This is a genomic window from Microbispora rosea (assembly GCF_044460045.1).
Classification (GTDB): domain Bacteria; phylum Actinomycetota; class Actinomycetes; order Streptosporangiales; family Streptosporangiaceae; genus Microbispora; species Microbispora rosea.
Window position 1 is genome coordinate 799491 of the sequence record NZ_JBITJO010000001.1, and the last position, 15056, is coordinate 814546.

At 70.4% G+C, this 15056-nt stretch carries 14 protein-coding genes; 8 read left to right on the forward strand and 6 right to left on the reverse strand.

The annotated features are described in order from the left end of the window. The first annotated feature begins 46 nt into the window (after positions 1-46). A complete protein-coding gene (locus ACIBK1_RS03840) occupies positions 47-1372 on the forward strand; it encodes a family 16 glycosylhydrolase (protein WP_396732082.1) in 1326 nt (441 codons plus the stop codon). Between the two features lie 64 nt (positions 1373-1436). Here the strand turns inward: ACIBK1_RS03840 and ACIBK1_RS03845 are convergent, their stop codons facing one another. From ACIBK1_RS03845 to ACIBK1_RS03855, 3 genes are read right to left on the reverse strand one after another with little or no spacing between them, the layout of a single operon-like run. After that, positions 1437-2537, reverse strand: coding sequence for a calcium:proton antiporter (locus tag ACIBK1_RS03845; RefSeq protein WP_030510954.1), 1101 nt, complete (start codon positions 2535-2537; stop codon positions 1437-1439). A gap of 46 nt (positions 2538-2583) precedes the next feature. Then, entirely contained in the window at positions 2584-3459 is an 876-nt protein-coding gene (locus ACIBK1_RS03850) for an NUDIX hydrolase (RefSeq protein WP_396732083.1), read from the reverse strand. A 39-nt stretch (positions 3460-3498) separates the two neighbouring features. Continuing rightward, positions 3499-3750 carry a hypothetical protein gene (locus ACIBK1_RS03855; RefSeq protein ID WP_030510952.1) on the reverse strand — a complete coding sequence of 84 codons (252 nt, stop codon included), beginning with the start codon at positions 3748-3750 and terminating at the stop codon, positions 3499-3501. Positions 3751-4351: 601 nt separating this feature from the next. On the opposite strand from ACIBK1_RS03855, the gene ACIBK1_RS03860 reads away from it, so the two are divergent. Further along, on the forward strand, positions 4352-5974 hold the full coding sequence (locus ACIBK1_RS03860) for a cellulose-binding domain-containing protein (RefSeq protein ID WP_396732085.1): 1623 nt from the start codon (positions 4352-4354) through the stop codon (positions 5972-5974). Positions 5975-6737: 763 nt separating this feature from the next. On the opposite strand, the gene ACIBK1_RS03865 is transcribed toward ACIBK1_RS03860, so the two are convergent. Next, a complete protein-coding gene (locus ACIBK1_RS03865; RefSeq protein ID WP_396732086.1) occupies positions 6738-7568 on the reverse strand; it encodes a M15 family metallopeptidase in 831 nt (276 codons plus the stop codon). 176 nt (positions 7569-7744) lie between these two features. On the opposite strand from ACIBK1_RS03865, the gene ACIBK1_RS03870 reads away from it, so the two are divergent. From ACIBK1_RS03870 to ACIBK1_RS03885, 4 genes are all read left to right on the forward strand, one after another. After that, positions 7745-8578, forward strand: coding sequence for a prolipoprotein diacylglyceryl transferase (locus ACIBK1_RS03870; RefSeq protein ID WP_396732088.1), 834 nt, complete (start codon positions 7745-7747; stop codon positions 8576-8578). A gap of 341 nt (positions 8579-8919) precedes the next feature. Then, positions 8920-9213, forward strand: a complete 294-nt coding sequence (locus tag ACIBK1_RS03875) for a hypothetical protein (RefSeq protein WP_396732090.1) — start codon at positions 8920-8922, stop codon at positions 9211-9213. Then, positions 9210-10778, forward strand: coding sequence for a radical SAM protein (locus ACIBK1_RS03880; protein WP_156081270.1), 1569 nt, complete (start codon positions 9210-9212; stop codon positions 10776-10778). The genes ACIBK1_RS03875 and ACIBK1_RS03880 overlap by 4 nt, the downstream gene beginning before the upstream one ends. Then, positions 10775-11116 (forward strand): hypothetical protein, encoded by a 342-nt coding sequence (locus tag ACIBK1_RS03885; protein ID WP_396732094.1) that lies wholly within the window; start codon positions 10775-10777, stop codon positions 11114-11116. Before ACIBK1_RS03880 ends, ACIBK1_RS03885 begins: the two co-directional genes overlap by 4 nt. A 51-nt stretch (positions 11117-11167) precedes the next feature. On the opposite strand, the gene ACIBK1_RS03890 is transcribed toward ACIBK1_RS03885, so the two are convergent. Both ACIBK1_RS03890 and ACIBK1_RS03895 read right to left on the reverse strand, forming a co-directional pair. Beyond that, on the reverse strand, positions 11168-12220 hold the full coding sequence (locus tag ACIBK1_RS03890; RefSeq protein ID WP_030512439.1) for a protein kinase: 1053 nt from the start codon (positions 12218-12220) through the stop codon (positions 11168-11170). 75 nt (positions 12221-12295) lie between these two features. Then, on the reverse strand, positions 12296-12961 hold the full coding sequence (locus tag ACIBK1_RS03895; RefSeq protein WP_396732097.1) for a DNA-binding response regulator: 666 nt from the start codon (positions 12959-12961) through the stop codon (positions 12296-12298). Positions 12962-13043: 82 nt separating this feature from the next. On the opposite strand from ACIBK1_RS03895, the gene ACIBK1_RS03900 reads away from it, so the two are divergent. Together ACIBK1_RS03900 and ACIBK1_RS03905 are read left to right on the forward strand one after the other, a co-directional pair. Next, positions 13044-13922, forward strand: coding sequence for an oxidoreductase (locus tag ACIBK1_RS03900; RefSeq protein WP_396732100.1), 879 nt, complete (start codon positions 13044-13046; stop codon positions 13920-13922). 105 nt (positions 13923-14027) lie between these two features. Continuing rightward, positions 14028-15014, forward strand: coding sequence for an ankyrin repeat domain-containing protein (locus tag ACIBK1_RS03905; protein WP_396732103.1), 987 nt, complete (start codon positions 14028-14030; stop codon positions 15012-15014). The last annotated feature ends 42 nt before the right edge of the window (positions 15015-15056 follow it).

The window sequence follows — 15056 nt, forward strand, 5'->3', positions numbered from 1 at the left end:
GACAGCCCGTACGGTAAGGGTGTTGCCTTAATTCAAGCTCTAAAGCTTGCGTGAAGCGCTGGACCACTCCGGCGCGCGCCCGCACACTCGGCGACGGCGCGGGCCGGAGATCCTGCTGGCATCCCCCCACCAACCGGAGATCTCCATGCGCAAACCCCGGCTCCTCATCATGGCCGCGGCCGTGGTCGTCACCCTCAGCGGCCTGGTCGGCGGCACGGGCGCCGACCGGGCCGAAGCCGCCATCGGCCCCGTCACCTGGTCGGACGAGTTCAACGCCGCGGCGGGAACGCCCGTCGACGGCTCCAAGTGGAAGTTCGACACCGGTGGCGGCGGCTGGGGCAACAACGAGCTGGAGTACTACACCAACTCGACCCGCAACGTGTACCACGACGGACAGGGACACCTCGCGATCACCGCCCGCAAGGAGAACCCGTCCAACTACCAGTGCCACTACGGCACCTGCCAGTACACCTCCGGCCGCATCCTGACCGCCGACAAGTTCAGCCAGGCGTACGGCCGCTTCGAGGCGAGCATCAAGATTCCCAAGGGACAGGGCATCTGGCCGGCGTTCTGGATGCTCGGCGGCGGCAACTGGCCGAACACCGGCGAGATCGACATCATGGAGAACGTGGGCAACACGCCCAACACCGTCTACGGCACGGTGCACGGCCCCGGCTACTCCGGCGGCAGCGGGGTCGGCGGCAACCGGACGATCGGCGCGCCGCTCGGCGACGCCTTCCACACCTACCGCGTCGACTGGTCGCCCAACCTCATCGTCTGGTACCTGGACGGCTCGGAGTACTTCCGCGTCACGCCGGCCGACATCCGCGGCAACCAGTGGGTCTTCGACCACCCGTTCTTCCTGATCCTGAACGTGGCGGTCGGCGGATACTGGCCGGGCAACCCCGACTCCACCACGTCGTTCCCGCAGACGATGCTGATCGACTGGGTCCGCGTTTCCGGCTGGACCAGTGACGGGGGAGGCGGGACCGGCGGCGCGCTGAAGTCCAGCCTGAACGGCCGCTGCATCGACATCCCGAGCGCGAACCCCGTCGACGGCGCCCGGCTGCAGATGTACGACTGCAACGGCACCGCCGCCCAGCAGTGGACGATCAACGGCGACGGCACGGTACGCGCGATGGGCAAGTGCATGGACGCCGCGGCGGCCGGCACCGCCAACGGCACGCCGATCCAGCTCTACACGTGCAACGGCACCGGCGCCCAGCGCTTCACGCTCACCGCGGCGGGCGACCTCGTCAGCACCGCAGCCAACCGATGCGTGGACATCGTGGACGTGAACCCCAACAACGGCGCACGCCTCCAACTGTGGGACTGCACCGGCGGAGCCAACCAGAAGTGGACCCGCGGCTGACCGCATGACCGGCGTGAGAGGCCGGGCGTCATCCGGCCTCTCACATTTTCCGTGTCGCTGTCGTTCACGGGCTCACCGCCAGGAGCAGGAATGCGGCGCACAGCGTGAGATGCACGCCCGCCTGCAGAAGGCCGGCCCGGCCGGGCATCACGGTCAGCGTCGCCACGACGACCGTGAGGCCGAGCAGCACGATGTGCGTCGGGCCGAGCCCGAGCAGCAGCGGCCCCTTCAGCCACAGCGACGCGACGGCGATCGTCGGAATCGTGAGACCGATGCTGGCCATGGCCGAGCCGAAGGCGAGGTTCATGCTGACCTGCACCCGGGCCCGCCGAGCCGCGCGTACGGCGGCGAGGGTCTCCGGTAGCAGCACCAGCAGCGCGATCACGACGCCCACCGCCGACTGCGGGAGGCTCGCCGCGCGTACGGTCGCCTCGATAGCGGGAGACTCGACCTTCGCCAGGCCGACCACCGCGACCAGCGCGCTCAGCAGCAGTGCCACACTGCCCGCGGCGGCCCGCGTGGTCGGGGGTTGGGCGTGTTCGCCGGCGTCCGCACCGTGGCCGCCGGACTCCACCGGCAGGAAGTAGTCGCGGTGCCGCAGGGTCTGGGTGAGCACGAACAGGCCGTACAGCGCGATCGAGGCGAGCGCGGCGAACGCGAGCTGGGCCGGGGCGAAGGCGGGCCCGGGGCTGCTGGTGGTGAACGCCGGCAGGACGAGACTCAACGTGGACAGGGTCGCGACGGTGGCCAGCGCGCCTCCCGTCCCCTCCGCGTTGAACATCGCCACCCGCCGCCGCAGCGCCGCGACCAGCAGCGACAGGCCGACGATCCCGTTACAGGTGATCATCACGGCGGCGAACACGGTGTCGCGGGCGAGCGACGACGCGGCCGGCCCTCCGGACACGGTGAGGCTGAGGATCAGGGCCACCTCGATCACGGTGACCGCCACGGCGAGCACGAGCGACCCGAACGGCTCGCCCACCCGATGGGCGATGACCTCGGCGTGGTGCACGGCCGCGAGCACGGAAGCGGCGAGGAAGAGCGCCGCGATCACCACGACGACGGGAGGAATGGTCCGGCCCCACGCCAGCGCGAGCACTGCCACGGCGAGGATCGGAACAGTCGCGGTCCAGGTGGTGGCCAGTCGGCGGAAGAGCAGGATCACACGCTGTATCCTGCCCAAATAGGACGAACGGTATAAAAATCTCGGTTCAGAGCTGCTTGAGCAGCCAGCGGGGACCGGCGACCATGGCGCCGAGGGCCTTCACCCGTTCGCGCAGCCCTCGGTCGGCGGTGACGACAAGGGTGGTCTCCCACGGCCGCACGTCGCGCACCGCCTCCACGATCGTGTCGTCCCCGCTGCCTCCGGCCACCATGACCGTCAGGTCGCCGGTCACCGGCCCCGGGTCGGCGGCGCGGGCCGCCGCCCCTTCGAGCACCACGACCATGCGCGGGAACCATCGGGTCAGGGCCGGCACGCCTTCCGGCATCTCGCCGATGCCCTGCTCGCAGAGCGGGACCAGCTCGTTGAGCAGGCGGTTCGCGGCGCCCGCGCGGTCCTTCCACCAGCCGTGCTCGGCCCGCGCACCGATGATGTTGGCCATGTCGAGGACGACGACCACCGGGCTCAGCGCGGGCCTGATTCTCGGCCACGAGTCGGCGAAGCCGGGGTGCAACTCCTTCGACACGACCTCGTCGGCCGCCACCCAGCGCATGTCCGCGCTCTCGCCGCTGGCGGGCGCGGCGTCGAGCAGCCCCCCCGCCTCCGCGATCACCGTCTGGAACGACCAGCCGCCGTGGTCGTCGACGTAGAGTCCGCGTACCCGGACGAGGTCGGAGTCCAGCGCCGCCTCCTCACGGGCCTCGCGCAGCGCGCCGGTGACGGCGTCCTCGTGGCTGTCGCACGCGCCGCCCGGCAGGCCCCACGTCCCGCCGTGATGGCTCCACCAGGCACGCTTCTGCATCAGCACGTACGGCATGCCGTCGACCGTGTGGTGCACGGTGAGCAGGCCGGCGGCGCCGTACAGTCCCCAGTGCTGGTGTCCCAGCGCGCACAGGGCCCAGCCGTCGCCGTCCTTCGCCGTCATGCATCCATCTTGCCGCAGCCTGCCGGCACGCTCCGATGGTCACCAGTGTTCGACGGGGACCTCCACCCCGGAGGCCAGATCGAAGAGGGTGACGCCGTCCTCGATGCGAACGACCTGGATCTGCGTCGCGAAGCGTACGTCCCGGAGGCGGGAGGCGGCTTCGTGGGCGGCCTGCGGGAAGTGGTACCGATCGGCCGCGGCGCCGTCCGGGACGGGCCGGGTCGAGCGGACCTCGAACCGGTCCGGCGGCCATGCCGGGGGAAGGGGAGTGGAGTGGTGCCAACCAGACATGTCTCTCCCGTCACGCCGTCTCCGCAGCAGTTGACCGACGGGGCCGGGTTGATCGCCAGTGCGTGACGGGGTCGTAGGCCGATCGTTATTAACCGGTAAGCGATCCTTTCCAGCCTGGAGTCCGTAGCCCGTTAGCGTTTGATCCCTCACTCGTGATTCCCCCATTGTCCGGAGAATCAGGAGATGTCATATCTGGAGAGACGCCCGCTTCCTGCGGCCGGAGGAGCGGGCGTTGTCCTCCCTTTTCTCTCCGCTTCTCGCGCCGTTCGCCGGCGCGGTGGTGGTGGTCGTTGCCCGTCGCCTGCCGGTGCATCCTCACCGGCAGGGGACGGCGCAGTCGCCGCCCTTGTTTTCCGCGTTCTCACCTGAACGTTTCACCCGCTCCCGGGCCCCGTTCGTCGTCTCCGGCGGTTTCTGTGCATGTGAGATGTGGCGTGTGCGGATAGCCGTCGGGGTGTGTCGTTGACCGGTGTTCGGCGGGATCGTACGTTGTTGCGCGGTGTTCCTGTGGATGTATGTGGTTCAGGTGCACGAAATCCCTTGTGGGGTCGGGAGTCATTCCTCGGTCAGGGGCCCTGCGCGACCTGCAAGGAGCTCGGTTGTGACAAGCAGCACCAAAACGGGCGCCGGGGTGATCGGCGCCCTCGCGGCGGTCGCCGCCCTGGCCGGTGTGGCCACCGCCCCCACGGCGCAGGCCGCCACCGGGTGTGCGGTGACCTACACGACCAACGACTGGCCGGGCGGGTTCACCGCCGCCGTCACGATCCAGAATCTGGGCAGCGCGATCAACGGCTGGTCTCTCGGGTTCACCTTCCCCGACAGCGGCCAGAAGGTGGACACCGGGTGGTCGGCCACCTTCAGCCAGAGCGGGCAGAACGTCACGGCCACCAACGTGGACTACAACGCCGCCATCGCCACCGATGCGTCGGTGTCCATCGGCTTCAACGGCAGCTGGTCGGGGTCCAACCCCACGCCCGCCTCGTTCACCCTCAACGGCGTCACCTGCACCGGCTCCACCACCACCCCGTCCCCCACCCCATCGCCCGCAGCCTCGCCCACGCGCTCACCCTCACCTTCGCCCTCACCCTCACCCACGCGCTCACCCTCACCTTCGCCGTCGCCCACGACCACACCGTCGAACGGTGCGCTGTACGTGTCGCCGAACGGCAGGGACGGTGCGGCGGGGACGCAGTCGGACCCGACGACCCTCGCCGCTGCGATAAGCCGCGTCGCCCCCGGCGGGACGATCTACCTGCGGGGCGGGCGATACAACTTCGCGCAGACGGTGACCATCGCGCAGGGCAACAACGGCACCTCGAACGCCCGCAAGACCCTGTCCGCCTACCCCGGTGAGACTCCGGTGCTGAACTTCTCGGCACAGAGCGAGTCCTCGTCGAACCGCGGGCTCACCGTGAACGGCTCCTACTGGCGCGTGTACGGCGTCGTCGTCGAGCGGGCCGGCGACAACGGAATCTACGTCGGCGGCAGCAACAACGTCATCGAGCGCACGATCACCCGCTACAACCGCGACACCGGGCTGCAGCTCGGGCGGATCGCCTCCGACACCCCCCGCGACCAGTGGCCGTCCAACAACCTCATCCTCAGCTCCGAGTCGCACGACAACGCGGACGCCGACGGCGAGGACGCCGACGGCTTCGCCGCCAAGCTCACCACCGGCACGGGCAACGTCTTCCGCTACGACGTGTCCCACAACAACATCGACGACGGCTGGGACCTCTACACCAAGACGGACACGGGAGCCATCGGGCCGGTCACCATCGAGGACTCCCTGTCGTACAACAACGGCACACTCACCGACGGCAGCCAGGCCGGGGACGGCGACCGCAACGGCTACAAGCTCGGCGGCGACAAGATCTCCGTCAACCACGTGGTCCGGCGCAGCATCGCCTATCGCAACGGCCACCACGGGTTCACCTACAACAGCAACCCGGGCACGATGTCGATCTCGGACAACGTCGGCATCGACAACGCCGAGCGCAACTTCTCCTTCGACACCGGCACCTCGGTGTTCCGCGGCAACACCTCCTGCCGCAGCGGCAGCGGGTCCAACGACAAGATCGTCGGGAACGCGGACAGCTCCAACCAGTTCTGGTCGGGCTCGAACGGATCCCGGTGTTCCTCCTACACCGGCGCCCTCGGCTGGTCCTACGCCTCGGACGGCCACCTCGTCGTCACCTTCGGCGGCAGGCAGGTCACGCCGTAACCGGTCGTCTCGTCGCCCGGCAAGCGCCCCCCCGGCGGACCGACCTCTCCCAGGGCCGCCGCCGGGGCGATCCCGCTCACCGTGCCGTACGCGGTGGGCCGGGGCATGCCGGGCGGTGGGGCCGTCCGCGGATCGGGCGCGGGTGCATCCCGGCTTCCACAGCCTCTGCGCAGGCGCCTCACACACAGCCGATCGAGCGATCGGCCCCGATCTCAGCGGCCGTTCTCGGAGAAGTGCTGGTAGTCCGCAAATACCCAGCACTCGCACCGACTGAACTGGGGCAACGGCCCTCAGCCGTCCGCCGAGGGCACATCCAGGGCACTCAGGGACGCGCTGGTGCCCCAGGGCACTGTCAACGGCTTCGGCAAGCCCGGTGAACGTTCGTGGTCACCGCACTGGCTCCCTGCTGTTACGGACTCGCTTACGTCTTCAAGCCGCCTTTGGTGGATTCCCGGGAGGAGAGGTCCGACGGGGACTATTCAGGATGCCGGTCGTGCATCACGCGTACGGACCTCCCGTCTACCGCCTCGTACTCCCGCCGGTTTGGCCACGCCTCGGGCGCCCTCTCTACACCGCTTGTCGGGATGAGATCACCTTACGTGCAGGGACGGGAGGGAAGGACGCAAGCACAAGAGGGGCGGCGGGCTCGACGATCCAGAGCAGAAAGCGGGCCACCAAGGAGGAAGACCCGCCGGGGAAGGTATCGGCAGAGGAGAGGGCTGTTTCCCTGAGCTGTTTCGGTGACACCGCGAGGGCCCTGGTTTCAGCGGCCGTTCTCGGAGAAGTGCTGGTAGTCCTTGGCGCCGGACCACGAGCCGCCCCAGCCCCAGCCGATCTGCGCGAAGGCCCGCACCACGCGGTCTCCGCTGTTGATCACGCCGGGCTTCTTGAGCGGCCGGTCCACGAACGCGTCCGCGTTGCGGTGGGCGTGTGAGCCGTTCGCGTAGACGTACGGGTTCTCCCGCGGGTTGAGGTCCACCGCCAGCCCGTACGCGTGGTTGGACCAGCTGCCGGAGCCGGTGGCGTTGCGGCAGTTGAAGGCCGAGGTGTTGTCGGCGTCGATGGAGTCGTAGTCGCTGCCCTTGTAGACGTCGACGGGCTCCATCCGGCGGATGGGGTAGCGCATCTCGTAGAGCTTCCCGAAGACGGAGGCCACGTCTTCGGCCACCTTCTTGTTGATCACGAGGGTGCCGGTGTGCGCCTGGTCGTCGAATCCCCAGTAGGTCATGTTGATCTTCCGCAGCCCGCTCAGCGGAACCGGGCAGCCCGGACGCCAGGAGTGCCGGACGTCGTCGCGGGACACCTTCTCGATCTTGGCGGAGAAGGGCGGCGGTCCGCTCGGGCTCGGCGTGGGCCCCTCGCCGGGCGCAGGCGAGACCGGCACGGAGGACGGGGTGACGGACGGGGAGGAGGCCGGCATAGAGGAGGGAGCGGCAGGCGTGGACGAGCCCGGTGCCGACGACGCCGCGGCGGGCGCGGGCACCCGGGTCCGGGCGGCGGCGGACGCGCCGGCGTCGCCGACCCCGGCGCAGCCGGTCATCCCGACGAGGGCCGCCATCACTATCGCTGACCTGCGGTTCCACAAGGAGGTCATAGGCGCAGGTTACCCGTGGCCGAGGCATGCGCGGGCGGTCGCGCCCGCTCCTGTGGACAACGGGACTCCTGTGGACGAAGCCCCGGGGGCGGTTGGCCGGAATCGCCGTATGAAGGGGCTGTAAGCCGTACGAATTGACGATCGGAATCGTCGTGGCCCGCCGCTAGGGTGGCGTCGTGCTTGAGCAACTACGTTTCGGCGGGGTGAGCGTGCCGACCCACGCGTTTTTCGTGGGTCTCGGCGTGATCCTCGCGAGCGTGGTGTTCGTCCTGGAGGCGCGGCGCCGGGGAGCGTTACGGGAGGAGTCGCTCGTCGCCGTCACCGGCGCGCTGGTCGGCGGGGCGCTGGGCATGCGGCTGTCCGGCTGGGCCGAGCATCTCGACCCCGCGCTCAATCCCGGCCTCGTCGAGGCGTGGATGTTCGGCGCGCGGAGCATCCTCGGCGGCCTGACCGGCGCATACGTCGGGGTGCTGGTGGCGAAACGGCTGATCGGCTACCGGGAGCGGACCGGCGACCTGTTCGCGCCCGCCGTCGCGCTCGGCATGGCCGTCGGCCGCATCGGCTGCTTCCTCACCGAGGCGCCCGGCCGTCCCACGAGCCTTCCCTGGGGCGTCCACGCGCCCGCCACCGTTCCGGAATGCCCCGGCTGCGTGTCCGGGCAGGCCATGCACCCGTCATACCTGTACGAGACCGTCTTCCAGCTCGCCGCCTTCGGCGCGTTGCTGTGGGCGCGGAGCCGGGTCGACAGGCCGGGCGAGCTGTTCACCCTCTATCTGGGCGCGTACGCCGTCTTCCGGTTCCTCGTCGAGTTCACCCGGGCGAACGAGACGGTCTGGCTCGACCTGACCCGCCCGCAGTGGTTTCTCGTCCCGGGGCTGATGCTCCTCGGCGTCCGTCTCGGGATCGGATATCGCAAGGGTTTCTACGATCGGCTGCTCCCCCGCCGGGGCGAGCGGCGACCGCTGTTACCGGCCGCCCTGCTGTCGCCCGCGGGCGAGGAGGAGAGATGAGTACACCCCCCGAGCCGCCCGAGCAGCCGCGCGACCCGCAGCCGGGCGATCCTCCCGGTCGGCCGCCCGTGCCGCCGCCTCCCGGCGGTCCGCCCGGCCCCTCCGGTCCGCCGCCGTCTCACGGTCCGACCGGTCCGCCGTCTCACGCGCCTCAGGCGCCCCACGGTCCGGCCGGTTCGCCGCCTCACGGTCCGTCTGGCCCGCCGCCTTACGGGCCGCAGGGCCCGGGTGGGTCGTATGGTCCCGGTCCCGGCGGGCCGTACGGCCCCTCCGGCCCGGGCGGGCCGCCGCGCGCGTGGCCGCCGCCCCCGGCCCCGAACACGACCGGAGTGGTCATCGCGATGACGATCGCGGGGATCGTGGCCTACGTGGTCGTCAATTTCGTGCTCTTCTTCGCGACCCTCGCGGCGGCGGACGGTGTCGCGAGCGATTACAAGAACGTCGCGCTCATCGGCGGATCCGTGATCCTCGCCCTGATCGCGTTCGGCGGCGGAACGCTGCTGCTCCTCCTCCGCAAGCCCTGGTCGCGGGGGCTCGGGATGGGCCTGATGATCGGCTGGGCGCTCATGACGATTTTCACCGCCGGCTTCTGCACCGGCGTCAACCCCTCGCTTTACACGGACGGTGCCCTGTGACCACCGGGATGCCCCTGCGGGGAGACCGCATCCTCCGCTACGTCAACGCGTTCTGCCCACGCTGCCACGACGAGCGGCCGGACCGTCCGCTGGCGGAGGTGCCGCGCCTGTCCGGCTGGCTCGCGGCCCGCGACGGCCGGGTCTACCTGGAGCGCGGCTGCCGCACCCACGGCATGGTCAGGACCCTCTACGACGAGGACCCGGAGATCCTCGCCTACCTGGAGGAGTGGACCGCCCCCACCAAGGCGCATCTGCCCGACGTCGCGGGAAACTTCGACCCCGTCCCGGAGGCCTACCTGCGGGGGCTGCCGGAGATGCAGACCCAGCACACGTGCATCCTGCTGGAGGACGTGGCGGAGGCGTGCAACCTGCGCTGCCCGACCTGCTTCACCGACTCCTCGCCCGACCTGCGGGGGATCGTGCCGGTCCGGGAGGTGCTCGCCAACGTGGACCAGCGCCTGGCCCGCGAGAACGGCCGTCTCGACGTGCTCATGCTCAGCGGCGGCGAGCCGACCCTCCACCCCGATCTGCCCGAGTTGCTCGCCGAACTGACCGCCCGGCCCGTCACCCGCATCCTGATCAACACCAACGGACTCCTGGTGGCCAGGGACGACGCCCTGCTCGACCTGCTCACCGAGCACCGCGAGCGCGTCGAGGTCTACCTGCAGTACGACGGCGTGTCGGCCGAGGCGTCCCGGCACCACAGGGGTGGTGACCTGCGGCGGCTCAAGGCGGAGGCGCTGCGGCGGCTGTCGGAGCGGGAGATCTTCACGACGCTGGTCATGACGGCCGCCCTGGGTGTGAACGACGGCGAGATCGGCGACGTGGTGCGCCTGGCCCTCGACACTCCGTACGTCGGCGGGGTCTCGATCCAGCCGCAGTTCGGCTCGGGGCGGTCCGGTGCGATCGACCCGATGGACCGGCTCACCCATACCGGGGTGCTCAAGCGCCTGGGCCCGCAGACGGACGGCCTGGTCACCTGGCGCGACCTGACCGCCCTGCCCTGCTCGCATCCGCACTGCTGCTCGGTCGGCTACATGATCAAGGATGACGCCGATCGGTGGCGTTCGCTGACCGCGCTGATCGGGCACGACCGCCTCAAGGAGAACCTCGGGCTCGTCTCCAACCGCATCGCCGACTCGGAGATCCCTCACCAGCTCCGCATGGCCGTGCAGGAGTCGCTGCTCGGCCTGCTGTCGGAGCAGTCGTCGCTGTCGCACCCCGAGATCGGCAAGGTCTGGCGCGACATCTGCGAGAACTGCGACCTCGGGCTGACGACCCTGCTGACGCTCGCGTCCTCGGCCCTGCCCGGTCGCAGGCGGCGGCTGAGGCGGCTGCTGGGCGAACGGGTCGTACGCATCACGATCAAGCCCTTCATGGACATGTCCACGATGCTGGAGGAGCGCCTGGTGCAGTGCTGCGTCCACGTCGGCACCCGTTCCGACCAGGACCAGTGCGCGCCGTTCTGCGCGGTCCAGGCCTGGCCGGCGCTCGCGCGGCAACGCCTGTCCGCCGTCGCCGCGGCCGACGCCGGCGTACGGCTCCCGCTGCTGGAGATCACATGACCCTCCCGCGCGGGGAGCCCGGCGACCGGCCGACCGGCGTCGCGTACGAGCAGGCGCGCGCCGCCGAGACGGCCCAGGCGTCCGACGGCGGGCAGGCCAAGCCGTACGACCCGCTGAAGCTGTGCGTCTACGCGACGGTGGCGCTGCTCGCCTGGCTGTTCGGGGCGTGGGCCGTGCTCGGGTTCGCGGCCCTGGGATTCGCCGGATACTGGCGGGCCCGCCGCGCGGGGCTGACCAGGAGCAAGTGCTATCTCAGGGACACCCGGCTCGTCCTCGCCTACCTGGGGCTGCTCACCCTGGTCGCCGCGGCGGCCCTCGTGCTCCCGCTGCTGCGGTAGGCGTTCCGGCGACGGGGGCCGCTAACACCAGGACGTGGCGCAAGCGCCTCATCAGGTGTCGGGAGCGGCCCCGCACCGAATGCGGCCGAACTCGTCCGCCGGATAGCGCGCCTGCTTGCTCTCGCAGAGGCGCCGGTGGAAATCGTCCATCGCCGCTGCCGTTGCCGCATGCCTGTCAAGGATCACGGCGGCCGATCCGGCGACGCCGGATCGCCTGTCGCCGTCGGCCCAGTCCCGGACGAAGCGCCGCCGATCCGCGCCACCGCCAACCCGCGCGGCGAGGTGCTGGTTCACCAAGTGGGCCATGGCGTAGTCGTGGTCGTAGTCCCGATGCGTGACGTGGAAGTCCGATTCCGAGGCGGAGAGCTCGAAACGGGAGCTGAGCGCGAGACCGAAGTCGGAGAAGTACAGGTGGTCTCCGTCCGTGAGAACGTTGCGGAAGTGCACGTCGAAGTGGATCAGGTGTCGGCTCCTCATGAATGCGACCCCCTCGGCCAGTTCCCTCTCCACCTGCGGAAACGCCGAGACCTCCGTGTCGGCGAGCCAGGAGCCCAAGGTCCGCGGAATGTGCTCAAGGAAGACGGCGATGCTCATGGTGGAGCGTTCGAGCGCCTTCAGGCGTCTCCGGACGGCTGGTGCGCCGCCCCAGTGCGCCACGGCGCCCTCCAGACCGCCGAACTCCGAGAACAGTCCGATAGGAGGGGCCGGGGCAGGCAGCACCCGCCAGTGGTACGCCAACGGAAAACCGGCGAACTCACCTGCCAGGACCCAGTTGGTGGTCATCTGATGGACGGCCAGTTCACGCCAGGCCCCGAACCCCGCCGACCCCACGCCGTACTGGTAGAAGCCCGGCAGCCCGAACACGTTCCGCGTGGACATGCGGTTGCCGGGGCGAAGTTCCAGGTCGGTCAGGGGGATCCGCTTGACGAAGATCCGCACGCCTTCGACGTCCAGGAGGGCCGACGTTCCGCCGATGCCGGTGCCCAGCGGGGTGGCTTCCCGTACGAGCGCGGCAAGCCGGCGGTCGCTCATCAGGGCAAGCGCGGTGGACACCTTCGCGTAGGCGTCGACACGTGCCAGGCGCCGCTGCTCCGCATGCGCCATCGGCGGCCCCCATTCCCATCGGCTCCCTGGCACTGATCGTCGCACTGCCGGCGACCGGGAGAGGCGGGGGCGCCGCTAGCCCGTGAGCCCGAGTTCGCCCGCGCGTAGCCCCGCCTGGAAGCGTGAATCGGCTTCCAGCGCTTCCATGAGCTCCGCGACGCGCCTGCGGTACGTACGCAACGACAGCCCGAGATGCCGCGCCGCGGTCTCGTCGGTGTAGCCCGCGCCGAGCGCGCGCAGGACGGCGCGGCTGTCGTCGTCGAGGTGCGGCGCGTCGCCGCGCAGGTAGGCGGTCAGCTCGGTCGCGGCGTCCCAGGCGGCCGCGAAGAGGGAGTACACGCCGTTCACCAGCGTGGGCGAGGTGGTCACGGTGTACTCGCGCAGGCCGGGCCCGTCCCGTTCGGCGAGGATCATCACGCGCCGGTCGATGACGATCGTCTCGTGCGGCAGCGGTGTGGAGCTGATGCGCACCTCGACGCCGTTGGCCACGACCTCGCGCAGGTGCGCCCGCGCGGCCTCGTCGGCGAGGGCGACGGGGGTGAACAGCTTCTTGACGGCCAGGCCGGAGGCGCCGTGCCTCGGCAGCCGCCGGGCCACGGACTGCCGCGCGTCGGGCTGCGACCACGTGTCGAGGTCGCGGGCCGCGCACACGAACTCGTGCCGGGCACCGGTGAACAGATGACCGGCACGGGCCACGAGCTCCGCGTCGCCGCGGACTGTCATGACCTTGTCGGCTGTCACCCATTCATTATGACCCCGCCGGACGTGGCAGCTTGCTGCCACCGCGTTGGCCGTCGTCCTCGGCTGCACGAGGCTGACGGGTATGACGACGAACACGAACGCCGCGCTCGGCGGCACGTTCCTCCTCGGCGGCGACCTTCCCGTTCACCGGCTCGGTTTCGGGGCCATGCGGCTGCCGACCGGCACCTTCCAGGGTGCGGTCCGCGACCCGGAGACGGGCGTCGCCGTGCTGCGCCGCGCCGTCGAGCTCGGCGTGGACCACATCGACACGGCCTGGTTCTACAGGAGAGGAGGCGTGGCGGCCAACGACCTGATCCGCCGGGCGCTCGCGCCGTACGCGGACGAGCTGGTGATCGCGACCAAGGTCGGGCCCCTGCTCGACGAGAACGGGGTGCCGAGCAGCCAGGCCGGTCCGGCCGAGCTGCGCGGGCTGGTGGAGGACAACCTGCGCACTCTCGGCGTGGAGCGGCTCGACCTCGTGTATCTGAGGATCGGTGGCCTGAACCCGCCGGGCGGCGAATCGCTTTCGGACAGGTTCGCGGTCCTGGCCGAGCTGCGTGAGGAGGGGCTGATCCGGCACCTGGGCATCAGCAACGTCACCGCCGTCCATCTGGACGAGGCGCTGGCGATCGCCCCTGTGGCCGCCGTGCAGAACAGCTTCCACGTGCAGGATCGGGGCGACACCGAGCTCCTGGCGCGGTGCGAGAAGGACGGCATCGCCTTCGTGCCCTTCTTTCCGCTCGGCGGCGGGCTGCGGCCCATCGACCGGACCCGCCTGACGCCGGTCATGGAGCGCCACGGCGCCACCGCGGCGCAGATCGCGCTCGCGTGGCTGCTGGCGGCCTCGCCCGTGTCGCTCGCGATCCCCGGTACGGGCTCCCTCGACCACCTGGAGGAGAACATGGGGGCGGGACGGATCCGGCTGACCGCGGAGGACCTCGCCGCCCTGGAACAGGACTAGCTTCGATCACCCGCATCTGCCTCGTCGACGGCTCGCCGCGCAGAGCCGGCGAAACTGTCGGTGGGCCACGCCATGATCGGCGTACTTACTCACCGAGGGAGCGTCATGGCTGTCGCCCACGAAGCAGACTGGTCCGGCATCGGCTGGGACTCCTGGAAGAACCTCAGGCTGATCCGGGCCCGGCTCGACGCGGGCGCCGATCCCAATATCGGTGGGTTCTTTCACAGACGGCCGTTGCATGCGGCCGCCGAATGCGGCTCTCCCGACGTGGTGGCGGAACTGGCCGCCCGGGTCGACGACGTCGACGCCGAGCACGAGGGCCGTACGGCGTTGTGGGCGGCCGTCTTCGCCAACCGTCCGGACAACGTCCGGGTCCTGGTGCAGGCCGGGGCCGACCCGTGGCGGCCGATGATGAACGGGTGGTCGCCCGGGCGGCTCAGCCTGGCCACGCCGGCCCCTGACCTGTTCGATGATCACGCCGGTCGGCCCGGTCGGCCCGGTCGGCCCGGTCTGTCCGGTGCCGAGGCCGCTGCCGTGGCCGAAGCCCGGCATCTGATCGCCGCTGTGGGGGATTCCTATGACGACGGGATGGGGCTGGCCTGTGTCGCCGGGATCAGTGCGGCGGAAGCGGTGCGCCGTCTGGAGGCGGTCCCGGCCGACGCCGCCGAGGTCGAGGAGATCGCAGAAGATCCCTGGTCCCACATGGACGAGAGCCTTGGAGTCGTCGGCGTCACGGACGTGCCGGGCGGCTGCGTCGTCAGCCAGCCGTGGGGATACGGGCCGTACATGCCCGGCGTCACGAAGCTCCTGTCGGCCGGCACCGTCTGTTACGCCATGTTCGCCAACCCCAAGAGCGGCAACCAGGGAAGCGTCACCCGGGACGGTGAGATCGTGGACTGGGACACCCACCCCGGCGGTGGCAGTCCCTATCCGGAGCAACCGGCCGGCGAGATCCTCATCGAGTACCTCTATCAGGGCAACGCCATGGCGTACTGCTGTGCCGGAGCGGGCCTGCGGCTGGACGACGCCGCACCGATCGCCGGGGAGCCCGACATGTGGGTGAGGCTCCCCGAACGCGACTACTGGAGCTGACCGGCCGCCCGGGCCACGAAACCCCCGTGGAGGCGTCGCTGA

Bases quoted from the DNA above. Each gene is read 5' to 3' on its own strand.
- ACIBK1_RS03875 (WP_396732090.1), top strand. From the start codon at position 8,920: ATGACGATCGCGGGGATCGTGGCCTACGTGGTCGTCAATTTCGTGCTC.
- ACIBK1_RS03885 (WP_396732094.1), top strand. From the start codon at position 10,775: ATGACCCTCCCGCGCGGGGAGCCCGGCGACCGGCCGACCGGCGTCGCG.
- ACIBK1_RS03855 (WP_030510952.1), bottom strand. From the start codon at position 3,750: ATGTCTGGTTGGCACCACTCCACTCCCCTTCCCCCGGCATGGCCGCCG.
- ACIBK1_RS03850 (WP_396732083.1), bottom strand. From the start codon at position 3,459: ATGACGGCGAAGGACGGCGACGGCTGGGCCCTGTGCGCGCTGGGACAC.
- ACIBK1_RS03865 (WP_396732086.1), bottom strand. From the start codon at position 7,568: ATGACCTCCTTGTGGAACCGCAGGTCAGCGATAGTGATGGCGGCCCTC.
- ACIBK1_RS03900 (WP_396732100.1), top strand. From the start codon at position 13,044: ATGACGACGAACACGAACGCCGCGCTCGGCGGCACGTTCCTCCTCGGC.
- ACIBK1_RS03905 (WP_396732103.1), top strand. From the start codon at position 14,028: ATGGCTGTCGCCCACGAAGCAGACTGGTCCGGCATCGGCTGGGACTCC.
- ACIBK1_RS03890 (WP_030512439.1), bottom strand. From the start codon at position 12,220: ATGGCGCATGCGGAGCAGCGGCGCCTGGCACGTGTCGACGCCTACGCG.